15 protein-coding genes are annotated in these 23576 nt (G+C 63.1%); 6 read left to right on the forward strand and 9 right to left on the reverse strand.

Features of this window, described 5'->3' with window-relative positions:
* Positions 1-15 precede the first annotated feature (15 nt).
* The 5 genes from hutH to argE are packed head-to-tail and all read left to right on the forward strand — an operon-like array spanning position 16 to position 6926.
* Complete coding sequence (gene hutH, locus AC5E6W_RS05220) at positions 16-1527, forward strand: histidine ammonia-lyase (RefSeq protein WP_491751206.1); 1512 nt, start codon at positions 16-18, stop codon at positions 1525-1527.
* Complete coding sequence (hutU, locus tag AC5E6W_RS05225) at positions 1524-3197, forward strand: urocanate hydratase (protein WP_491751207.1); 1674 nt, start codon at positions 1524-1526, stop codon at positions 3195-3197. The genes hutH and hutU overlap by 4 nt, the downstream gene beginning before the upstream one ends.
* On the forward strand, positions 3197-4417 hold the full coding sequence (gene hutI / locus AC5E6W_RS05230) for an imidazolonepropionase (RefSeq protein ID WP_491751208.1): 1221 nt from the start codon (positions 3197-3199) through the stop codon (positions 4415-4417). The genes hutU and hutI overlap by 1 nt, the downstream gene beginning before the upstream one ends.
* Positions 4414-5805 carry a formimidoylglutamate deiminase gene (locus AC5E6W_RS05235; RefSeq protein ID WP_491751209.1) on the forward strand — a complete coding sequence of 464 codons (1392 nt, stop codon included), beginning with the start codon at positions 4414-4416 and terminating at the stop codon, positions 5803-5805. Before hutI ends, AC5E6W_RS05235 begins: the two co-directional genes overlap by 4 nt.
* A complete protein-coding gene (argE, locus tag AC5E6W_RS05240; RefSeq protein WP_491751210.1) occupies positions 5802-6926 on the forward strand; it encodes an acetylornithine deacetylase in 1125 nt (374 codons plus the stop codon). Before AC5E6W_RS05235 ends, argE begins: the two co-directional genes overlap by 4 nt.
* Positions 6927-6933: 7 nt before the next feature.
* On the opposite strand, the gene AC5E6W_RS05245 is transcribed toward argE, so the two are convergent.
* The 9 genes from AC5E6W_RS05245 to hypA form a co-directional block, all read right to left on the reverse strand.
* On the reverse strand, positions 6934-8997 hold the full coding sequence (locus tag AC5E6W_RS05245) for a S9 family peptidase (protein WP_491751211.1): 2064 nt from the start codon (positions 8995-8997) through the stop codon (positions 6934-6936).
* Between the two features lie 114 nt (positions 8998-9111).
* Complete coding sequence (locus AC5E6W_RS05250; protein WP_491751212.1) at positions 9112-12855, reverse strand: outer membrane beta-barrel protein; 3744 nt, start codon at positions 12853-12855, stop codon at positions 9112-9114.
* Positions 12856-12949: 94 nt separating this feature from the next.
* On the reverse strand, positions 12950-15643 hold the full coding sequence (locus AC5E6W_RS05255) for a M14 family metallopeptidase (RefSeq protein ID WP_491751213.1): 2694 nt from the start codon (positions 15641-15643) through the stop codon (positions 12950-12952).
* 459 nt (positions 15644-16102) lie between these two features.
* Positions 16103-17452, reverse strand: a complete 1350-nt coding sequence (locus tag AC5E6W_RS05260; RefSeq protein ID WP_491751214.1) for an alpha-L-fucosidase — start codon at positions 17450-17452, stop codon at positions 16103-16105.
* Positions 17453-17650: 198 nt separating this feature from the next.
* Complete coding sequence (hypE, locus tag AC5E6W_RS05265) at positions 17651-18745, reverse strand: hydrogenase expression/formation protein HypE (protein ID WP_491751215.1); 1095 nt, start codon at positions 18743-18745, stop codon at positions 17651-17653.
* Positions 18730-19848 (reverse strand): hydrogenase formation protein HypD, encoded by a 1119-nt coding sequence (gene hypD / locus AC5E6W_RS05270; protein WP_491751216.1) that lies wholly within the window; start codon positions 19846-19848, stop codon positions 18730-18732. The genes hypE and hypD overlap by 16 nt, the downstream gene beginning before the upstream one ends.
* A 48-nt stretch (positions 19849-19896) precedes the next feature.
* Complete coding sequence (locus AC5E6W_RS05275) at positions 19897-20151, reverse strand: HypC/HybG/HupF family hydrogenase formation chaperone (RefSeq protein ID WP_491751253.1); 255 nt, start codon at positions 20149-20151, stop codon at positions 19897-19899.
* Positions 20152-20232: 81 nt separating this feature from the next.
* Positions 20233-20907 (reverse strand): hydrogenase nickel incorporation protein HypB, encoded by a 675-nt coding sequence (gene hypB / locus AC5E6W_RS05280; RefSeq protein ID WP_491751217.1) that lies wholly within the window; start codon positions 20905-20907, stop codon positions 20233-20235.
* A gap of 20 nt (positions 20908-20927) precedes the next feature.
* Positions 20928-21368 (reverse strand): hydrogenase maturation nickel metallochaperone HypA, encoded by a 441-nt coding sequence (hypA, locus tag AC5E6W_RS05285; protein WP_491751218.1) that lies wholly within the window; start codon positions 21366-21368, stop codon positions 20928-20930.
* A 437-nt stretch (positions 21369-21805) separates the two neighbouring features.
* Between hypA and AC5E6W_RS05290 the strand changes: the two genes are divergently transcribed.
* On the forward strand, positions 21806-23539 hold the full coding sequence (locus AC5E6W_RS05290) for a zinc-binding metallopeptidase family protein (RefSeq protein WP_491751219.1): 1734 nt from the start codon (positions 21806-21808) through the stop codon (positions 23537-23539).
* Positions 23540-23576: the final 37 nt, after the last annotated feature.

Consider the following 23576-nt stretch of genomic DNA (forward strand, 5'->3'; position numbering starts at 1 on the left):
CGTAGGCTCGATGGAATGATCCGGCTCCGTGGTAGTTCTCTCAATCTCGCTGATGTGATTCGCGTAGCACGCGAAGGCGAGCAGGTTTCGATTTTCGATGCGGCATTACAAGGCATGCAGGACTCACGCAGCGAGGTGGAGGCTGCGCTCCAGGGCGAGACCGCGGTCTATGCGCTGAACACAGGCGTGGGGCTGCTGGCCAATGTGCGGCTGGAGGTTGAAGAAATCGACCAGATGCAGTTGAACCTGGTGCGGTCGCACTGCTGCGGCGTGGGCGAGCCGCTGGCGATCGACGTGGTGCGCGCGATGATGTTGATCCGCGCCAACGTGCTGGCGAAGGGACTCTCGGGCATACGGCCTGTGGTGGCGGTGCGGCTATGCGAGCTGCTGAATGCGGGCGTGACGCCGATTGTGCCGATGCGCGGCAGCGTGGGAGCGAGCGGCGATCTTGCACCGCTGGCACACATGGCGCTGGCGCTGATCGGCGAGGGCGAGGTGTTCTGGCAAGGGCGGCGCGTGCCGGCGGTCGAATGCCTGAAGGAGCTGGGACTGGAGCCGTTGCAGCTGCACGGCAAGGAAGGTATCTCGCTGCTGAATGGAACGCAGGCGATGCTGGCCATCGGCTGTCTGTTGTTGCATGACGTAGACAGCTTGTTCCAGTCGGCGCAGATCTCCGCGGCACTGACGCTGCTGGCGCTGCATGGAACGCCGGCAGCGTACGATGCGCGGCTGCACGAGGCTCGGCCGCATCCGGGGCAGGTGCACAGCGCGGCGAATTTGCGCGAGCTGCTGGAGGGGTCGACGCGGCACAAGGCGAGCACGAAGGTACAGGATGCGTATTGCCTGCGCTGCGTGCCGCAGGTACACGGCGCGGTATGGGATTGCCTGCGCGAGGCCGAGCGTGTGTTCTCGATTGAGCTGAACAGCGCGACGGACAATCCCCTGTTGTTCGAGCATGATTTTGTTTCGGGCGGGAACTTTCATGGAGCTCCGCTGGCGCTGGCGCTGGACCAGATGGCGATTGCGCTGTGCCAGATTGCGGGCATCTCTGAGCGGCGCACGGAGCGGCTGATGAACCCGAGCCTGAATGAAGGGCTTCCGGCGTTTCTCGCGTCGAAGCCGGGGATCGAGTCGGGGCTGATGATGGCGCAGGTGACGGCAGCGGCGCTGATCGCGGAGATGCGTGTGCTGGCGACGCCGGCTTCGGCGTGCTCGATCCCGACGAGCGGCAACCAGGAAGACTTTGTGAGCATGGGCATGACGTCCGCGCTGAAGCTGCAGCAGTCCGCAGGTTTCGCGCGGATGGTGGTGGCGATTGAGTGGATGACGGCGATGCGCGCACTGGATCTTCGTGGCGATGGCAACTTGTCTCCGCTGCTCAACATTGCGCGGGATGCGTTCCGCGTGGATTGCCCGGCGTGGAAGGGCGACTGCATTCTCTCGACACGCATGGCTGAGGCCGATGGCTTTCTAGCCTCGGTGAGGTGGCCCGCGCTGCTTGCTGCACGGGAGGCTTTGCCCGCATGAGCACCTACGTTCCGATACACGCACCCCGCGGCAACACGCGCACGGCCCAGGGCTGGATCCAGGAAGCGGCCAAGCGGATGTTGATGAACAACCTCGATCCAGCGGTGGCCGAGAAGCCGGAAGAACTCATCGTCTATGGAGGCCGCGGCAAGGCCGCGCGTAACTGGGAGGCGTATCACACGATCATCGCGACGCTGGACCGGCTGAAGAACGATGAGACGCTGCTGGTGCAGTCCGGCAAGGCAGTGGCAGTGTTGCAGACGCAGCCGATGGCCCCGCGCGTGCTGATTGCGAACTCCAACCTGGTGCCGCACTGGGCGACGTGGGATGAGTTCGACCGGCTGGATCGCGCAGGCCTGATGATGTATGGGCAGATGACTGCGGGATCATGGATCTACATTGGCACGCAAGGCATCCTGCAGGGAACGTACGAGACGTTTCGCGGCGCGGCGCAGAAGCACTTTGGCGGATCGCTGAAGGGCACGATTACGCTGACCGCAGGCCTTGGCGGCATGGGCGGAGCGCAGCCGCTGGCGGTGAAGCTTGCAGGCGGCGTGAGCCTCTGCATCGAGATCGATCCGACGCGCATTCAACGCAGGCTGGAGACGCGGTACCTCGACGAGGTGGCGACATCGCTGGAGGATGCGATCGCGCGTGCGCAGAGGGCGAAGGCTGAGGGTCGCGCCGTGTCGATTGGCCTGCTGGGAAATGCTGCAGTCCTTGTCCCCGCGATTGCGCGTAGTGGCTTTGTGCCTGATGTGGTTACAGACCAGACGAGCTCACACGATCCGATGTATGGCTACTGGCCGATTGCACTCGCGGATGAAGATCTCGCGGCGGAGCGGCAGCGCAATCCGGAGAAGTATCTCGAGCGAGTGCGCGCGGACATTGCACATCATGTGGAGGCGATCCTCGAACTGCAACGGCGCGGTGCGGTGTGCTTCGACTATGGCAACAACCTACGCGCGCAGGCGCGGATCGCGGGTGTGGCGAATGCGTTCGACTATCCGGGGTTTGTGCCGGCGTTCATTCGCGACTCGTTCTGCGAGGGGCGTGGGCCGTTCCGCTGGGTTGCACTGTCGGGCGATCCTGCGGACATCGCGGCAACGGATAGGGCGCTGATGGAGCTCTTTCCCGACGACACGCGGCTGAACGAGTGGCTGCCGTGGGCTGGAGAGCATGTAGCGTATCAGGGGCTACCGGCGCGCATCTGCTGGCTGGGCTATCGCGAGCGTGACAAGGCGGGGCTGCTGTTCAACCAGATGGTGCGCGATGGAAGACTGAAGGCTCCGATCGTCATTGGCCGCGATCATCTCGATGCGGGCTCGGTAGCGAGTCCGTATCGCGAGACCGAAGCGATGCTGGATGGATCGGATGCGGTGTCGGACTGGGCGCTGCTGAACTTCGCGACCGGCATTGCGAGTGGCGCGGGATGGATGAGCTTCCATCATGGCGGCGGCGTGGGCATGGGGTACAGTCAGCACTCGGGGCTGGTGGCAGTGGCCGATGGCAGCGATGAGGCGGAGCAGCGGCTTACGCTGTGCCTGCGAAACGATCCTGCGCTGGGCGTGGTGCGGCATGCGGATGCGGGCTATGATCTCGCGAAGGATGTGGCGGCGAAGCGTGGGCTGGATATGCCGAGCCTGAACACAGCTGCGAAGGGCGAGTGATGGACGTGCTGCTGACCGGGATCTCTCAACTCGTGACACCGCCGGGTGCGGGGCGAAGGCATGGGCACGCGATGTCAGAGCTGCTGGTGCTGGAGAACGCGGCGATGCATATCGTCGATGGCCGCGTGCGTTGGATGGGCGCGGACTGCGAGTGGCGCGGCGAGAATATTGAGACGGTTGACCTCGGTGGGCGTGCAGTGATTCCGGGCCTCGTCGATCCGCACACGCATGCGATGTGGGGCGGCGATCGGTTGCGGGATTTCGAGGCGCGATGCAGTGGGGCGACGTATGAAGAGATCCTCGCGCGTGGCGGAGGCATCCGGCATACGATCCGCGAGACGCAGGAGCGCAGCTGCGAGGAGCTGGTCGAGCTGGCGCTGCCGAATGTGCAGGCGTTGTTACGCTCGGGCGCGACGACGATTGAGGTCAAGTCCGGGTATGGGTATACGCCTGCGGCGGAGCTGCGCATGCTGGAGGCGGTGCGGGAGTTGCGGAAGCGTACGCTTGCGCAGCTGGTGCCTACGCTGCTGATCCATGTGTGTCCGGCGGATGCAGATAAGCGCGCGAAGTATCGCGATGAGCTGTGCGCCGAGCTGATCCCAGAGGTTGCGCGGCGAGGGCTGGCTGTAGCGGTGGACATCTTCGTCGAGGAGCATGCGTGGCCGGCAAGCGATGCGCGCGTGCTGCTGCAATGCGCGCAGCAGCATGGGCTGGGAGTGAAGCTGCATACGGAGCAGTTCACGCGCGTTGGAGGTTTAGAGCTTGGGATTGAGTTGAAGGCGCTGAGCGTGGATCATCTGGAGGCTTGCAGGCCGGAGCAGTACGCTGCGATTGCCGCGTCGGAGACGATTGCGACGATCCTTCCTGGGGTCACGTTGCATCTGGGTTTGGCCGCGGCTCCAGCGCGCGCCCTGATTGATGCGGGTGCGGCGGTGGCGGTGGGTACGGATCTCAATCCTGGCTCGAGCCCGGTGTTCTCCACGACGCTGGCGATGTCCCTGACGACACGTTTGAATGGGCTGACGCCTGCAGAGGCGTTGACGGCTGCGACGGTGAATGCCGCGGCAGCACTGGGGCTGACGGATGTGGGCTGGCTCGGCGAGGGCTCGCGCGCGGACCTGCTGGTACTGGAGAGCAGCGACTGGCGCGACGCGGTGTACGCGATGGGGCGTTCGCCTGTTCGTGAAGTATGGGCCGCGGGTGAAAGGATGGAGCAGTGACGACGTCGTATCAACCGGATCTTCTGTTTGTTGAGAGCGCCTTTCGTTCGGGCTATGCGCTTGATGTCTCCGACGAAGGAACGATCGTTGCTGTCCATGCTGTCAGCGAAGTGCGTGAGGATGCTAAGGTTGTGCCTCTCCGCGGGCGGGCGATGCTGCCTGGGATGATCGATGTGCATTCGCATGCGTTTCAGCGCGCGTTGCGCGGCAAGGCGGAGTCGCGACGCCGCAGCGGACCGGACTTCTGGTCGTGGCGCAACATCATGTATCGTTGCGCGCTAGCACTGACGCCGGAAGAGATCTATGACGTGGCGCGCATGGCATTCCTGGAGATGGCGCTGGCGGGTATCACCGCGGTGGGCGAGTTTCACTATCTGCATCGGGACGCGCACGGCCACGCTTACCGTGATCCCAACTTGCTGGCGAAGCAGGTGATCGCAGCTGCGGAGAGTGTGGGCATTCGCATTGCGCTGCTGCAGTGCGCTTATGTGCGCGCGGGCTTCGAGCTGCCGGCCGATCCGGGACAGGTGCGCTTTCTTGAGCCGGATGTGGATGCGTTCCTGGACAAGTCTGAGGCGTTGCTTGAGAAGATCGCCACCATGGCTCCGACGGTGAGCTTTGGTCTTGCGCCGCACAGCGTTCGCGCGGTGCCAAAGGAGTATCTCAAGAAGATCGGCGCGTGGGCTGCGGAGCGGCGGCTGCCGCTGCATATGCATGTCGCGGAACAGCCTGCAGAGATCGAGGCTTGCGTTGAGGAATATCGTGCGACACCGTATATGTTTCTCGATGATCTCGGTTTGCTCACGAAAGACTTCACGGGCATTCACTCGATCCATTTGCAGGATGGGGAGATCGAGCGCATGGCGAATGCGGGCATCACGGTGGGTGCGTGCCCGACAACCGAACGCAACCTCGGCGATGGCATTCTCTGCGCGGACAAGCTGATCGATGCTGGTATATCGATTGCGTTCGGGACGGACAGCCACACGCAGACGGATGCGCTGGAGAATGCGCGTGAGCTGGAGTCGAACCTGAGGCTGCAGCACCTGCAGCGGGCGGTGCTGGATGGGCGACGCGGTGAATCGCTGCCCAAGCTGTTGTTTGACTTCGCTACGCAGAGCGGGGCGCGATCCCTGCATCTCGATGGAGGCGTGCTGGAGGTGGGACGACCGGCGGACTTCTTCACCGTCGATCTGTCAGAGGCTTCTATCGCGGGCACGCTGCCGGAAGAGCTGCTGACGAACATCGTCTTCAGCATGTCCCCGCGCGCGGTGCGCGATGTCGCGGTGGCGGGCAAACTGGTGATTGAAGATCAGCGGCATGCGAAGCAGCAGGAGATCGTGACAGCGTTTGAGCACGTGCAGCGCCGTCTTGGAGCGGAGCTGTGAAGGATGTCACTACGTTGCTTCGTGAGCTGGTGGCGATCCCCAGCGTGTCTCGCATGCGCAATGCGCCGGTGATTGAGTATCTGCAGCGGTTCTTTGCCGATGTTGGCTGGCACCAGAGGACGCTCTCGTATGTGGATGCTGCGGAAGTGGAGAAGTACAACCTGCTGGTGTCACCGCAGCCGATCTCTGCGGAGACGTTGCTTTTGGAGCTGGCTGTGGTCTGCCACACCGACACGGTGCCGTTCGATGAGAACTGGGCGGAGGCGACTTCGCTGACGGAACGCGATGGCATGCTGCATGGGTGCGGCGCTTGTGATGTGAAGGGATTTCTCGCGTGCATGCTGGCTTGCGCTGCGGCGTTGCGCGCGGACGAGGTCCGCAAGCCGTTGTGTTTTGTCTTCACTGCGGATGAAGAGGTTGGCTGCAAGGGAGCTAGGTTCCTGCAGGAGCAGCGTGCGCTAGAGGCCAAGTATGCGATCGTGGGTGAGCCCACTTCCCTGCGGCCGGCGCGGGCGGGCAAAGGTTATGCGCTCGCTGCAGTTACGGTGCATGGGCAGGCTGCGCACAGTGCGTATCCAGAGGCGGGACGGTCGGCGATTCTTGCTGCGGCGCGGATGATCGCGGAGATTGAAGCGCTGCAGGAGGAGTTGAAGGTTGATCGCAACGATGCGTTTTCGCCTGCGTGGACGACGCTGAATGTGGGGACGATCCAGGGTGGGTCGGCGAAGAACATCGTGCCCGCGGAGTGCAGTTTCCTGGTGGAGTGGCGGCCGATTCCTTCGCAGGATCCAATGCGCGTGGGGCGCAGGCTGCAGGAGATAGCGGACGCATCCTCGCGCGATGGGATTCGCGTGGAGGTCGAGATCCAGCGCAACGATGTGGGCTTTGAGACGCCGCTGGAGAGTGCGTTGCTTGCGGCGCTGCACAGGCCGGAGCAGCAGGTGATCACGGTGGCGTTTGGGACGGAAGCGCCATGGCTGGCGCGCATGGGTGCGCAAGCTGTGGTGCTTGGTGCAGGGTCGATGCTGACCGCGCACAGCTCGCGCGAGTGTGTTCCGGTGCAAGAACTGGATGGCTGCGTGGAGATGCTCCACGCAGCCATTCTCACTCTGTGCTGCTAATGGATCATTACGGCTTGTTGGGTTCGACCTTACCGTCGAAACCATCCGCAATGAATTTGAGCATGTGCTCGCGAGCAATGATGCCATGCCAGGGTTCGGTGCTGGGACGGCCGGCGAAGTTGCCGCCGAGCGCGCCGTGATCCTCACGCGGGAAGGTCAGCATCTGCACGGGCACACCTTCCTGCCGAAGAGCGCGATACATCTCTTTGGACTGGCCTTCGGGGTCGGTGGTGTCGGACTGACCCTGCAAGAGGAGGAACGGCGTCTTGGCGTTCTTCGCGTAGGCCAGCGGGCTCTGCCGCCATGCGCTTTCGAAGTTGCGCCAGGGCATGCCGGTGTACCAGCGATCGCCGAAGGAGCCGGACTCGGTGCCATACTCGCTGAACTGATCGATGACGGGCGCGCCGGAGACGATGGCCTTGAAGCGCGCGGTCTTGCCTTCGACGAAGCCCGCCATCTCACCGCCATAGCTGTAGCCGATGAGCGCCATCTTGCTGGAGTCGATGGGAGCAGTGCGGATCGTCTCGTCGACACCCATCATGATGTCTTCGTAGTCGCCGTTGCCCATGTCGTCCTTATTGGCGGCTTCAAAGGGAACACCATAGCCGGTGCTGCCGCGCGGGTTGGTGATGAGCACGGCCCATCCTTGACCGAGCAGCAGGTTGGTGAGCGGAGAGTAGGCATCGGTGAACTGACCGCGTGGACCGCCGTGGACGTTGACGACCAGCGGGACCTTGCCGGTTGCGGCCTGCGGCGGAAGATAGAGCAGGCCTTCAACCGTAAAACCGGCGCGCTTCCACGAGATTGGCTTCGAGGCGACGGAGGTCCAGCTTGCGGGCACGAGCTCGGGCTGCTCGAGACGCTTGCCAGGCGAATTGAGTGAGGTGGTCATGTGGGTGGAGGGCGGCAAGGTGCTGGAACTGGCGATGTAGACCCAGGCCTGCTTCTTCGCGTCTGCGCGCACGCCGCTGATGACGGGCTGGCCGAGATCGTAGAGCTTGGACTGGCCGCTTGCGAGGTCGACGTGCGCGATGGTCTCGTGCATGCCGTGGCTGAGGCTGACAACGACTCCCTTGTCATCGCCATCGACGTAGAGCGTGCCGGGCGAAAGCGTGCTGTCCTTGAGGCCACCGGTGAGGTTGTGCAGTTTGCCGGCGGCGAGGTCGAAGGTGAAGAGGTCGGCGCAGCCTTCGGGCGCATCCTTCTCGCACTTGGCGAAGAGCACAAGGCTCTTACCGTCGTGCGTAAACGCTACGCGGCGCGTGGAGATGGGAAGGCCCGTGACGGGCTTCTGCTCGGAGGGATTGGCTGCGGTGACGATGGTGCCGATGGCGCTGGGACCGAGGTCGCGCAAATGCGCATGCGTGAGGACGAGGAGCTTCGCGGAGTCCTCGCTCCAGGTGACGCCGTCGGTGTCGGTGAGCTTGGGGATCTCGGTGGACTTCCATGTGGTTGTGTCCATCACGTAGAGGCGATGGACGGGCTCTTCGTGCTCAACCCAGACAGCGTCTTTTTGATCGCGATGATCTTTGGTGCGCGCGGGACTCTCGGGGTCGGTGCCGACGAGCACGATGGTCTTGCCGTCGGGCGAGATGGTGAAGTTGGAGACATCGACTGCTGCGGCCGTGCCGCCTTCGGCGGGTGCGTGCTCGAGCTTCATGGGCGCGGCCTCGCCGCCCGTGAGCGGAAGGCGGAAGAGCTGGGTCTTCTCGCCACGATGCGCGAGGAAGAGGATGGCGCTGCCATCGGGAAGATACTCGGCGGAGCGCTCGCCTGCGCCACCACCACGCGCCCCGCCGCCGGCTGCAGGCGCGGCGTCCCCTGCGGAGAAGGTGAGCTGGCGCGGTGCGGAGCCATCGACGTTGAGCATCCACACATGGGTCTTGCCGCCCTCGGCCGTGCTGTCCTGCACGAGGGCGATGACGTGCTTGAGGTCGGGCGAGAGCTGAGGGCTGGAGATGACGCGGAGGTGGCGGAGATCTTCGTTGGTGGGAAAGTGCTGCTGCTGTGCGATGGCGGAGCTTGTGAGCGTCGCGGCCAGGGCCAGCATGGAGGTGAGTTGAGGCTTCATCACAGAGTTCCCTTCGCCGGACCAGGGGGTCCGGGGTGCAAGCTGATGGGCAGATAGCAGAAAACCCCTGCCCCGGCGGGTTATGCCGTGACAGGGGTATCTGCTGGTTCGTGGTTAGAACGTGTAGCGGAGCGAGAACTCCTGGCGACGCGGGGTCGTCAGTGTGGTGCTGTAGTTGCCGAAGGAGTTGCTGGTCGGCGTGGTTGTCATGCCGCGCGTATTGAAGCGCACGGAGTTGGTGATATTGAAGGACTCCCAGGTGAAGCGGAGGACCTGGTGCTCGGTGATGTTGAAGGGCTTGGAGAGGCTGGCGTCGGTATCGAAGAAACCATCGCCACGGTAGGCATTGCGCATGCCGGCCTCGCCAGGATACGGGAGCCGGATGTAGGGACCGCCCGTCGCAGTACTGCCCACGATGGCGCTGTGCGCGGCAAAGGCGTTGGGCACCGAGCCGGGGACCTTGTAGGTATGGCTCTGCAGGGTGGGATCGACCTTGACGGAGAAGCTGCCAATCTCCCAGTCGGTGGTGTAACCACCTTCACCGATGGAGAAGGGGAAGCCGCTGGTCCAGCGCGAGATACCGGCCAGGCGCCAGCCGCCGATCAGGAGGTCTTCGACTTTGCCAGCATGCGAAGCGTATTGCTGGCCGTGACCGAAGGGCAGGGTGTAGGAACCGTTGAAGGTGACGAGGTGACGGGTGTCGAAGTCGGAGACGGCGCGCGACTGCGAGGGGATCCAGGAGTTGGTCAGGTAGCTGCCCGAGCCACCCAGGGTTTCGTTGGCGCGCTCGGCGTCGGAGCCCATGTCAATGGAGTTGCCCAGCGTGTAGCTGAGGTCCATCTGGAAGCCGTGCGAGGTGGGGTGGCGCAGGATGAACTGGCCGGCGTTGTAGGAGGAGGACCCATTGGAGGTCCAGGCGTAGAGGCTGGAGAACTGGTTCTGCCAGAAGCGCGACCCGGAGGCCGTGCAACCGTAGGCGACGGAACCCGAGCAGTAGAAGTCGATGTCGGCAAGAGCCGTGGTCTCACCGAGCACGCTGCGATAGGTGGTGTACTCGTTGCAATAGATGGCCTGCGTGGCCGACTTGTTTGGGTTGGGGCACTTGCTGGTCGAGACGTTGGCCATGTATGGGAAGACATTCTCGAAGTAAGGGATGTTCGCGACCGTGGCTGTCTTATTGCCGGCGTTGGCGTCGACGACCGCAGCGAGTTGCGCACCGGCCTGGAAGTAGGAGGTGCCGGACTTGGTGTCGACGAAGTTCACGGGCGTAGTGAGGTCCGACTGCTGGAGCAGCTTGCGGCCGAGTCGGCCAACGTAGTCAGCCTCCACGGTGAAGCCGCCGGGGAGGGAGCGCTGCACGGAGAAAGAATAGACCTCGGCGTAGGGCGTCTTCAGCTTGTTATCGACGCCCCAGCTGATGGAGAAGTTATTTGCCGGAGGAGCATAGGGGAAGATCTGTGTGGAGGCTCCCTGCGCGACGTTGAGCGCGGGGAGGCTGGTGCGGCTGGTGAAGCGCGGCGCCTGTTCCGGTCCGAGGGTGCCCAGCGGGCTGGTGATCTTCGACGCGAGGCCGAAGGAACCCGAGGTGTTGAAGGCATTGATAATGCCCTGACCGAAGTGATCGTAGTAGATACCGTAGGACCCGCGGACGGAGGTCTTGCTATCGACGGCATAGGCGAAGGCAACGCGAGGAGCGACGTTGCCCTTCTCCTTGGCCCAGTACCCAGGACGGCCGTACACAGGACCGTTGGGTGCGAAGGAGAGCGTGGGCTCATACACGACACCCTGCGAGGCAGCGATCTCGCGCTGCTTGAAGAAGGCGTCGGTGTCGATGGTGGGCGCGGCCGACTGGCCGGTGGTGTCGTAGGGAACCTGCAGGATGGTGTGGTGGAGACCGCCGGTCAACGTGAGCTTGGGGGTCACACGCCAGGAGTCCTGGATGTAGTACTCAAGCTCCTGCGAACGGAAGTGGCGATTCACGAATGCACCTTGCGCGAGCAGGCTGCCGGTGTTGCCACCGGGGTTGACGAAGTAGTTGATGTTACGGGTGAGCGACGATTCCGCACCAACGAGATTGCCGTAGGCGTTGAGGTAGCTGGAGGCGAAGCTGGAACCAACAGCCGGGTAAGCGGTGCCGAGTTGCGAAGGAGAGGGCAAACTTCCGCTCGATAGGCCCTGCGGATTCGTGGTGCCCGCATCCCACGAGTTGAGATCGGTACTGGAGTTGTTGTGGATGAGACGCCAGGTTCCTCCGACCTGCATCGTGTGCTTGCCCTTGGTGTAGCTGAGGGTATCGACGATCTCATTTACCGGAACGGTGCGGATGGTGTTGCGCGTCTCAGCTGTGGGCGACGCGATGAAACGGACGTCGGTGTAGGAGCCCTTGCCGAGACCGGCAGTTCCGAAGCCCTGGCGGATGTAGCCGTAGCGAAGATCGTTGACGAGGCTCGAGGTGATGGTCCAGGTGTCACCGGCGGCGATGCCCTTGGTGTTGTCCTCCGTCTTGCTGGAGGCCGGCAGCCCAGGAAACTGGGCCGTGCCGTTACTCAGGTCCTTCTGTAGGTTGCCGCGGACGAAGACGCGATGCTTCGAGCCCGGCGTCCAGTCGAGCTTGAAGATGCTGGTGTTGTGGGTGTAGGGCGTGGGCGAGGAGAAGGTGTAGGAGCCTTCGTTCAGGCCGTCGCCGATGGTTGTGCCGTTGGCCACGGGAACCTGCGAGAAGTACTGCAGGATCGCCGCGTCGGGGCCGGGGGTGGAACATACGCCGTTGCCCAAGCAGGGAGCATCGAGCTGCGCGACCTGCGCAGAAGTGAGTGTATAGGTGTTCTTATTCGTGTCCTGGTACTTGAGATTGCCTGCGGCGTAGGAAGCAGTAGGAACCTCCTGCGTCACGGTCTGGGCCTCACGCGTACGTTGTCCCTCGTAGTTGAAAAAGAAGAAGAGCTTGTCCCGGAGGATGGGACCACCAACGGTGCCACCGAAGGTGTTGCGGGTGAGCTCCGGCCTCTTGTTCGGATGTCCGTTGGCGAGCTCCGTATTCTTGTTGAACCAGTCGTTGGCATCGAAGGCAGCGTTGCGGAAGAACTCATAGGCGCTGCCGTGGAAACGGTTGGTACCGGACTTGGTGATCAGCGTGACCTGCGCGCCGGAGGAACGGCCGGCGTCGGAGGTCGCAGCAGTGGTGGTGACGCGGAACTCTTCGGTGGAGTCCATCGTGGACCGGAGCACGCCGGTGAAAGCGTAGCCGAAGGTCTGATCGTTGTCGTCGAGGCCGTCGAGCGTGACGTTCCCCTGATCGGAACGGGCACCAGCGACAGCGCCGATGCGACTGTCCGTCACCGCATTCGGATTGCTGGCGTTGTCGTTGTTGTTGAAGTACAGCACGCCGGGCTGAAGGGCGAGCAGATCCGGCACGTTGCGCGAGTTGATGGGCGTGGCCTGGATCTCATCGTTCGAGAAGGCATTGCCGATGGAGGCATCGCTGAAGTTCAGCGAGGACGCGGCTGAGGTGACCTCGACGGTCTCGTTCTTGCCGGTAACAGGGAGCGCGAAGTTGACCGTTGAAGGCTGGCTTACGAGCAGCTCCGTGTCCTTGGTGATCTCGCCAAAGCCGTCGGCAGTCGCGGTAATGGAGTACTTCGCTGGTGCGAGCTGCTCGAAGATGTACTCGCCGCTCTTGCCCACCTTGATCGTCTGCGCCTGCTTGGTGACGACGTTCGTGAGCGTGACGGTTGCGGTCGGTACAAGAGCGCCCGTGGGATCTGTGACGGAGCCACGCACGGACGTCGTGCCATTCTGCGCCGAAGCACAGAGGGCGAAGACACATGCAAGGAGTAAAGCAAGAAACTTACGCATCATGGATCTCCAAGGTGATAAGTAAAGTGGTCGATCGTTTTTGTTTTGTGGTGCTGGTTCGGCCCTGTACTGTCGATCTCTGGTTATTGCGCTGGGGCTAACGTTGTCCGCCTTGCCCGGTGCGGCGGGCGCGGTTCCCTGCCGCCTCCGCTGCAGGAGCAGCGGGTTCAGCGGCAGGGTTCTCCGTTGCAGCTCTGGCGGGAGCAGCGGGTGCGGGAGACTCCGCCGGCATCGGCGGATCCTCGAACTGGTAGAGCGCGTTGAAGAGGTACCGGTAGGTACCATGCGCCTGTCCGCGGTGCTGCGGCTTGAAGCCATAGAGGAAGACGCGGCCCCGGCCGTAGCTGACTTCGAGCGCTGCGATCTTATCGTGCAGCAGCTCCTGGTGGATGATCATGCCGCTCTCGAGCAGCTCACCCTGCTTGGCATACTTGGCCAGTACCGCGCCCTTGAAGCCAGGCTGGATCTCGAAGGCGGGACCACGCTCGAACATGACGACGGGCGAGGACGGCACGCCGTAGTTGATGGGAAGCTCGAGGTGCTGGGTCTCAATGCGCAGCAGAGCGCCGGAGCAGTAGAACTTATCGTTGCCGAGGCCCTGCAGGACGTTTTTCACGGGCAGCGACATGACGGGGATGAGCGCCGAGGCCGCCTGGTTGAAGGCGATGAGCGTGCCACCGCTGCGCACGAACTCGCGCAGGTTCTCGGCGCCGGCTTCTTCGATGCCGCCAGCGTATTGGCCCGGGACCATGCCTTCGCGGAAGCCATGCATGAGCTGGTTACCGTTCATGTCCGGCAGGATGATGACGTCGTAGCGGTCGCGCAGGTTGGCGGAACGGATGTCCGCGTTGTAGAGGCTCTTTGCGCCGTAGTTGTAGTTTTCGAGGATCCAGCGCGTCCAGCCTTCATCGATGGCGCCGGTCCATGGACGGTAGAGTCCGACGCGTGCTTTCTTGAGAGCGACGGTCTTCTCCGGTGCTGACGCCAGGGCCACGGCGCTGACGCCGAACTTCGAGGTGAGGCTGCCGAGGTCTTCGTGACCGATGCCCTTCACGAGGAAGGCTCCGCGCTCATTGCCCTCGGCGGTCTTCATCGGGTCGCTGGCCATGGAGACGCTGCCGCCCTTGGCGAGCACGGCGTTCACGATCTGGAAGGCGTTGTTGGGCTTATGGCTGATGGCGAAGGTCTCGCCAGCGCCGCTGACGCCGGCCTCAGGCAGCTTGACGGCCTCGACCCTGGTCATCTTCGCGCGCTGTGCAGACTCGAGCGGATCGGTGACCGTATCCACGGCGACACCCATCTGCAGCGGGAGCGTCCAGCCGGTGATGTCATAGGGCAGGTGCGCGCCGGAGGCCGTCTCGCCAGTGGCTGCGGCGGGATACTGCTGGCGCTCCATCAGCTCCTTCGCCATGGGCGAGAAGGCCTGGTCCATGGGTACAACCCACGAGCCGGAGGGATACGAGATGCCGTTGGCCTCAAAGCCGGCGCTGGTCTGGTAGACGTTGAGGCCGTTGTCGATCATCTTCTGCGCAAGAAGGCCGGCCTCAGGCACATCGGCCTGCTTCGAGCTGATGACGTAGGCGAAGGGAGGCTCGGTGCGCCGAATGTTGTCGCGCGCGGTCTGATAGCGGTTGTATTGCAGGGCCTCGTGGTTCTTGGCGGCGAGATCGAGCACGGACATGGAGCCACCGACCATGTAGTCCACGGCATCCTTGAGATGCCACCAGCCACCGACCCAGGGCGTGCTGTACATGCTGAGAGCGCGGAGGTCGTTGTACTCCGAGGGGAACTCGTCGATGGTGTAGAGGCGCGGCGTGGCGTAGCGATAGAGCGCGGTCTCGGTGAAGAAGGAGATCTCGCCGCGGTAGACGCCGGCCCAGTCGGTGAAGCCGGCATACCAGTTGTCGAAGCGAGACTCGGAGATGGCTCCGGGCATGTTGTGCTGGTCGAGGTATGCCGTCATGTTGGTGCCGATGACGTTGAGCCAGCTGCGAACATAGGGGCTGACGTTGCCGGAGATGGGATCGGCGAACGGCGGGATCCAGATGCGTGCGGGGAACGGCGCGGTCTGATGCTGGCAGTAGAAGATGTCGGGGGCGTACTCCATCTCTGTCTTCGCGACGACCTGCTCTTCCTTCATATTGAGCATGAAGCCGTCGCGGTTGTTATCGTGGCCGACATACTCCTGGTAGAGCCAGGGCAGCGGGGCGACCTCATACTTGGTGCCGACGTTCTTGCGGTACCAGGAGACGATCATGTCCTGGCCGTCGGGGTTGAGCGTGGGCCAGAGGACGAGGATGACGTTGTGCAGGATAGCGTCGATCTCGGGATCGTTCTGCGCGGCGACCAGCTTGTAGGCCAGCGCGATGGAGTGCTGTCCACCCGCGACTTCGGAGGAGTGCAGGCCGCCATCGATGTGCACGATGACCTTGGACTCCCGCGCCAACGCGAGAGCGGTGGAATCGTCGAGGCCATCGGCCGTGGCGAGCTTGCGGGCGTTCTTCTTGTACTCGTCGAGCTTGGCCAGGTTCTCCGGTGATGAGATAACGGCGACTTCGATGTCGCGTCCCTGGGTGGTCTTGCCGACGGTGAACATCTTCATGCGGTCGGTGCTGGCAGCGAGGGTGTGGAAGTACTTGACCGCATCCTCGTAGTTGGCGAGGTAGAAGTCATCACCCGGCGTGTGGCCCAGAACCGAGACGGGAGTGGGAACCTGCGCGTGTGACGCTACCTGCGCAGCCATCAACACGGGGAGAAGACACAGCGGACGGAGACACTTGAGAAAACCCATACATTCCCTTTCAAACACCGGCGAGCACATACACATCGAGCCTCCCGTCCGCACGACGCAGGACAGGTAGGGTAGACCGATGCAACCGCCAAACGAGCGACGGAGGCATATGCAGAGGAGCGCGCGCACAGCAGCGCAGAGCCCCGGAGTTCTTAGGAAGGCTTCAATACAGAGCCGTTCCACTTTGAGGTGATTGATATGAATTTACCGGGAAACTTTGGGGTTGGAAACAGGGATTGATTGGTTTTGGCGACGGAGAGCCCTCTGATCCGCTGTCCATTCCCGCGCAGAGCGGCGAAAGACGGGCAAATGCGGCGGAAGGGCCGTTGTTCGGAAATCGGCCGCCGCAGTCGGAGCGGGGGCTGCAGCCCGCCGCGAGGGACGTGGAGCGGTTGCAAAGAGGACAGCTCCCTGCCGCAGCGCGTCAGGGAGCCTGTTGTTGCCACTGCCGGATTGCGACTAGATGCCTACGCCCGGGCGCACGCGGTTCTTGCGCACGAAGTCCGTGTCCTGCCTTGGCTCGCCGTCGCACTGGATTGCAATGGTCGTTACGGGAGTGTCGGGGGCATCGAAGGGGAGACCCGTGAGGTGCAGGCGGAACTCGTCCTGCGTGAAGGTGACGGGCTGGCCGGTCTTGAGGAGCTTCGCAGACCGAGCTTTCACCGTGAGGCCGGAGATGGAGACGTCCGAGCCGGGCCAGAAGTGCACATGCATGAAGAGCATGTTGCCCGTGCGCGTGAAGCTGGCGTAGTTGGAGCGGCGCGGGAGGCAGATGTCGCTCTCGTAGATGGTGTGGCCGTTGGTCTGCATCCACTGGCCTACCTCGGTGAGCACGCGAACGCTTTCGGGAGGGATGCCGCCGTCAGGCTGCGGCCCGATGTTGAGCAGGTAGTTGCCGCCGTCGCGAGCGCAGGTGACGAGGTTGCGCACGATGGTCTTCGAGGATTTCCAATTGTCGTCGGCACGCTGGAAACCCCAGCTGTCGTTGAGGGTCATGCAGCTCTCCCACGCGCGGCCGCCCTTCTCCGCGGTGATGTGCTGCTCGGGCGTGGAGAAGTCTCCGGGAAGGCCATTGCGGTTGTTGACGATGATGTCGGGCTGCAGCGAGAAGACCATCTGGTTCATCTTGTCGCTCTCCCACTGCTCGGCGTTAAGGGGCCAGTCGACGTCGTACCAGAGCACATCGATCTTGCCGTAGTTGGTGAGCAGCTCGCGGATGAGGCCGTGGGTGTAGTCGACGAAGCGGCGGCGCGCGGCTTCATCGGTGGCGCACTTGGCGCCGTCGGGATGATGCCAGTCCATCAGGGAGTAGTAGAAGCCTACGCGGAGGCCTTCGGCGCGCGCGGCCTCGACGTACTCGCGCACGAGGTCGCGTTTGGGTCCCTGCTGTACGGCGTTGTAGTTGGTGAGCTTGGTATCGAAGTTGCAGAAGCCTTCATGGTGCTTGGTCGTCATCACCATGTACTTCATGCCGGCAGCCTTCGCGAGCTTCGCCCACTGGCGCTGCGAGCCCGGCGCGGGATGGAAGATGGGCGCGAGCTTCTGATACTCGGGGATGGGGATGGCCTCGTCTTCCATCGCCCACTCGTGCCGCGCGTTCTGGCTGTAGAGGCCGAAGTGGATGAACATGCCGAACTTGGCCTGGTGCCACCACTGCATGCGACGCAGCTGGTCTGGCGTGGGTGCTGGCGAAGTGTCGGGTTTGGGGTCTGGCGTCTGCGCGACGGTGGCTCCTGTAACTCCAAGCGAGGCCATCGCGGCGCTTCCTCCAAGTAGAACCTCACGGCGGCTGAACATCTTCGATTCCATCGGGATCTTTCCTTTGACGAGGTGATATTGAGTTGACCACTCTCGACCAACGAGTGAACGCTGGCGAGTGGACGGCCGAGGCAGGACAGCGCCCAGCCAGGGACACGCGACGCGTACCAAAGCTCGCGCCGAACTGTTTTATCAGCAAAAGTATGTTTTTTAGATAGAGACGATGCCGCGAGAATCCACCCGCAACGCCTAGCAGATCCGCGGAAGCTGCTCGCCGATCTGCAGCGGGAGGATGCGCGTGGCACCAAAGCGTGTTCGCGCGACGAGCGTACCACGATGCTCGGCGACAACCTCGCCGATGCGTGCGGCGTTGCGGCCGAGGTAATGGGCGCGCATTACCTTGAGGACGCGATCGGCATCTTCCGCGCCGACGATGGCGACGAGCTTGCCCTCATTGGCGACATACATGGGGTCCATGCCGAGGATCTCACAGGCGGAGGCTACCGCGGGAAGCACAGGCAGAGCAGTCTCTTCGAGGCGGATGCCGACGCTCGAGGACTGTGCAATCTCATTGAGCGAGGTGGCGAGGCCGCCACGGGTGGGATCGCGCAGAACGTGGATCTGATTGGAGGCCGCGAGCATGGCTTCTACCATCGGGTGCAGCGCAGCGGAGTCGCTCTCGAGGGTCGTCTCGAAGGAGAGCCCTTCCCGCACGCTCATCACAGTCATGCCGTGGTCGCCGAGAGTTCCGCTCACGAGCACGACATCGCCAACTTTCGCTTGCGAGGGTGCAGGAGCGTCCTCGGTCATCAGGATGCCGATGCCTGCGGTCGTGATGTAGCAGCCGTCGGCATGACCCCGCTCGACGACCTTGGTGTCGCCAGTAACGATCTGAACGCCCGCCTCACGTGCGGCACGGCCCATGCGATCGACGATGGCGGCGAGCGTCTTCATCTCGAGGCCTTCTTCGAGGATGAACGAGGCGCTGAGATAGAGAGGCTTCGCTCCGCTCATGGAGAGGTCGTTGCACGTGCCGTGCACGGCGAGCTCGCCGATGCTGCCGCCGGGAAAGAAGAGGGGATGGACGACGTAGGCGTCCGTGGAGAAGGCGATGCGGCCTGCGGGCAGCGTGAGGACGGTGGAATCGGCCATGCCTTCGAGGTCGGCGTTGCGGAAGGCGGGGACAAAGATGTTGTCGATGAGCTCTGCCGAGAGGCTGCCGCCGCCGCCGTGGCCCATGACGATGCGGGGATAGTCACGCAGGGGCAGAGGGCAGGTCCAGGCTTCGATATCGAACTCTGCAGGCTCGAGTGCTGCGTGATCCAACGCTACTTCGCTGCGCATGCGAGCTCCTCCGCGGCGATGAGGCGGCCGTAGTTGTAGTAGGCCGCGCAGGCTCCTTCGTTCGAGACCATGGTCGCTCCGAGCGGTGTACGCGGAGTGCATTGTTTGCCGAAAGCCGGACACTGGTTGGGCTTCAGGAGGCCCTGCAAGACCTCGCCGCTGTGGCAGAGTGGCGACTCGTTCGCGACGATGCCGCCGACGTCGAAGCGAAGCTCGGCGTCGAACTCGCGATAGGCTTCGCTGAGCTTCCAACCGCTGTTGGGAATGACGCCGATGCCGCGCCAGGCGCGATCGATGGTGGTGAAGACGCGCGAGAGGAGTTCCTGCGCGGGGAGATTGCCCTCAGCATTGACGGCGCGGGCGTAGGCGTTCTCAACGCGGAACTCGCCGCGCTCAAGCTGGCGCACGCAGGCGAGGATGCCGAGGAGAAGATCGTAGGGCTCGAAGCCTGTGACCACGATGGGGACTTTGTATTTTTCGGCCAGCGCGGGGTATTGCCATGTGCCCATGACGCTGCATACATGACCCGCGGCGAGAAACGCATTGACGCGTGTGCGAGGCGAGGACAGGATGGCCTCGATGGCTGGAGGCACGAGGACATGCGAGACCAGCGCGGAGAAGTTGCGAATGCCCTGCTGGCGTGCGACCTCAATGGCCATGGCGTTGGCGGGTGCGGTGGTCTCGAAGCCGATGGCGAAAAAGACCACCTCTCGATCGGGGTTCTCGCGCGCGATCTTCACGGCGTCCAGCGGAGAGTAGACGATGCGGACGTCGCCGCCTTCGCTCTTGATGCGGAAGAGATCTTTATCCGAGCCGGGAACGCGGAGCATGTCGCCGAAGGAGCAGAAGATGACGCCGGGGCGCGCGGCGATGGCCAGGGCGCGATCGATGGCCACGAGAGGCGTGACACAGACCGGGCAGCCCGGTCCGTGGATGAGACGGATCTCCTGCGGAAGCAGCTGGTCGAGGCCATTGCGCAGGATGGAGTGCGTCTGTCCGCCGCAGACCTCCATGAGGCTCCAAGGACGGGTGACCGTCGCGCGGATCTCCGCGAGCAGCTTCTGCACGGCCCCCGAGTTACGAAACTCTTCCTGGTACTTCATACGATCTGATCTCCGGTTGGATCATCGCCTTACAGCACGACGCGAGCTCTACGAGCTCTCCATCGCGCTGAGCTCGCCGAACTCTTCTTCGAAGAGTCCCATCTCCTTGAAGGTGCGGATGCTCTCCATCGCGGCGGCTTCATCGAGCTTGTTGATGGCAAAGCCTACGTGGACAACAACGTATTCGCCGACGGCGATGTCCGGCAGGTACGCCAGGCAGACTTCCTTGACGATGCCGCCGAAGTTGACGCGGCCCATCTGCGTGCCGTGCTCTCCATAGATTTCCTTGACCTGCCCTGGCACTGCCAAGCACATACGCGGCTCCTTCTGGGTTGCCCACATGACACGAGATCATGCGGGCTGTTGCGGCGTCAGCGACGCTGGTCACACGGCTACAGGAGCCTGCTTGCGCAGGCCCTGCACAAACTCCAGCCAGGCTTCCATGCCGACTCCGCGCTTGGCCGAGATGGCGAAGATCTTCATGCCGGGACGGACCTCATGGATGTTGGCTTCTGCTAGAGGCTGGTCGAACTCGCAGGCCTCGGCGAGGTCCATCTTGGTGATGACCGCGACGTCGGCGCTGTTGAAGATGCCGGGGTACTTCAGCGGCTTGTCTTCGCCCTCGGTGACGGAGAGCAGGGCAACCCGCGTGCCTTCGCCGAGGTCGTAGTTCGAGGGGCAGACGAGGTTTCCGACGTTTTCGATGAAGAGGATGTCGAGCTCATCGAGCGCCCAGCCTTCGAGGTGGCGTTCGATCATGCTCGCGTCTAGGTGGCAGCAGCCATGCGTCGTGATCTGGCGGACGGGAGCACCACTTTCCGCCAGCCTGCGAGCGTCGTTGTCGGTCTCGAGATCGCCGACGAGTGCGGCGACACGAAGACCGTTCGCGCGAAGTGTAGAGAGCGTCTTCTTCAGGAACTCGGTCTTGCCGGTGCCGGGACTCGACACGAGGTTGACCACGACGACGCCTGCGGCTTCGAACCTCGCACGCAGCGCACGGGCCAGCTCATCGTTCTTGTTGAGCACATTCTTCCGAAGCTCAAGTACACGTGTCTCCATGCTCTACTCCTTGGGCCGCTTCAACGCGGTGCGGCTTCCATCTCTAGTTCGGGAACTTCCGGCTCTCCTGTTTCAATCTCTACCGAAGCGAGTTCCAACTCGCGGCCTGCCCGTATATCGCCGCTGGGCTGGCCGCACTGGGGGCAGCGCATACTTTGCACACCGGGGAGCGTACGCTCGGCGGCACAATCGCTGCAATAGATCGTGACAGGCACATCCTCAATGTCGAGCCGTGAGCCGGCAAGCGGCGTACCCGCTGTTGCGATCTCGTAGCCGAAGAGCAGCGACTCGCGCTCCAGGCCCGCCAGCGCACCGACGCGCAGGCGCACGGAGATCACCTGGCCTCCGCCTTGTTCGGCGACGGCCTGGGTGACGGTACTGACGACGCTGAAGATGATGGAAAGTTCATGCATATCGTTGCGAAAGAAGTGGTTCAGCACCGCGCGGCCCAGCCTCGACATCACTTCGAGCGGAACCGTGAGAACGCGCTGCAGGCGTGCGAGACATGCAGCGAACCGATTCCTCCGGCGGCGCTGTGCTCGGCGGCGTCTTCCATCCTCTTCGTTCCATTACACGCGCGGAAGCGAAATCGGGCGGTGTCTTGCGTCACACGACCTGCTTTGGGATTGCGTCGTGGCGCGGGGAATGGCTCCGAGGAGTGGCGTTTCCAGGATGGCCCCGATGGGGCGCTTCGCGGTCCGTGGCACTTCGACTGCTGCTACACTTTCGCAAATACCCTCGATATCGGCTGTGGCTCTGCAGAGCCGTCCCCATGGCCTTGCAGACACAGCCTCCGCCCATCGCTGCCCAGGCTGGCCGTACTTCCGTCATGTGCGGCGCTACCGCTGCCTCTTCGACCGAATCGCCGTTCCACCAGCGTCCCTCAAGGAGTCCTTGCATGTCTCGCACCTCTATTCGCCACCGGAGATTCTCTCCGACCACGCGCTGGGCGGCACTTGGAGCCGCTGCGGCTCTGCTGATGCCCTGCGTCATGCCGGCGCAGAGCAAGACCATCCCAGCCAAGTCCGCGGATGCTGCTCCAACAAAGCCCGACAGCAACGCAGCACGCAAGCAGGAGTTGATCGCCGCGCTTGATAAGCAGACCAAGCAGGCGCAGGTCATGAACGACATGATCTTCAGCTTCGGAGAGCTTGGCTTCCAGGAGTTCGAGACGTCAAAGTACCTTGTTTCCGTGCTGGAGAAGAATGGCTTCACGGTGGAGCGCGGCATCGATGGCATTCCCACCGCGTTTATGGCGACATGGACGAACGGCACGGGCGGTCCGGTAATCGCGCTGGGCTCGGACATCGACTGCATCCCGCAGGCCTCGCAGAAGCCGGGCGTGGCGTATCACGATCCCATCGTGCCGGGTGCTCCGGGACATGGCGAAGGCCACAACTCCGGCAACGTGGTGAACATCCTGGCGGCGCTGGCCGTGAAGCAGATGATGATCGACCAGAAGATTCCGGGGACACTGAAGATCTGGCCGGGCGTGGCGGAGGAGCTGCTGGGATCGAAGGCGTACTACGTGCGCGATGGCTACTTCAAGGGCGTGGATGCAGTGCTGTTCGCGCACGTCGGAGACAACCTTGGCACGGGCTGGGGTGGGCCTTCGTCGAACGGCCTCATCTCCGTGCTGTACAAGTTTCAGGGCGAGAGCGCGCACTCCGCGTCAGCACCTTGGCGAGGGCGCTCGGCGCTCGATGCTGTTGAGCTGATGGATGTGGGTTGGAACTTCAAGCGTGAGCACCTGCGGTTGCAGCAGCGCTCGCATAATGTCATCCCCGATGGCGCGGACCAGCCCAACGTGGTGCCGCAGCACGCCAGCGATTGGTACTACTTTCGCGAGGCCGACTATGAGCACATCAAGGGACTGTGGGATACCGGCGACAAGATGGCGACGGGAGCGTCGATCATGACGGGAACCACCTGGACCAGCGAGGTACTGGGCGCTGCGTGGCCTGGCCACTTCAACAAGGCCATGGCCGAGGATGCCAGCGAGAACGCGAAGCTGGTGGGACTGCCGAAGTGGAGCGAAGATGATCAGAAGCTCGCGAAGGCGATCCAGACGGAGCTGAAGCAGGAACCCAAGGGCCTCGCGACCAAGCTCGATGAGCTGCGGCCTCCACGGCCGGCGGAGCAGTTTACTGGAGGCGGCTCGGATGACATCGGCGATGTGAGCTGGGTGGTCCCGACGATCGTACTGCGGTATCCCTCGAACATCCCAGAGATGCCGGGCCACAACTGGGCGAACGCGATCTCCATGGCTACGCCGATTGCGCACAAGGGTGTGATCGCGGGCGCCAAGGTGCAGGCGATGACGTTGCTGGATCTGCTGACGAAGCGTGATCTGCTCGCTTCGGCTAAGGATTATTTCGTTAACGTGCAGACCAAGGACCAGAAGTACATTCCCCTGCTGCGGGCTGACGACAAGCCGGCTATCTGGCTCAACGAAAAGACCATGGCGACCTACCGCGAGCAAATGAAGAAGTACTACTACGATCCGAGTAAGTACGGCACCTATCTCGAGCAGCTTGGCATCAGCTACCCGACGGTGCGAACGGCGTCAACGCCGAAAGCGGCGGGAAAAGCCAGCGACGATGAGGACGACGACAGCTCCAATCGGCAGTAACTCAGGGCTCCGCACAACAGCCGGCCAACGCACATGC

The organism is Bryocella sp. (assembly GCF_058498515.1).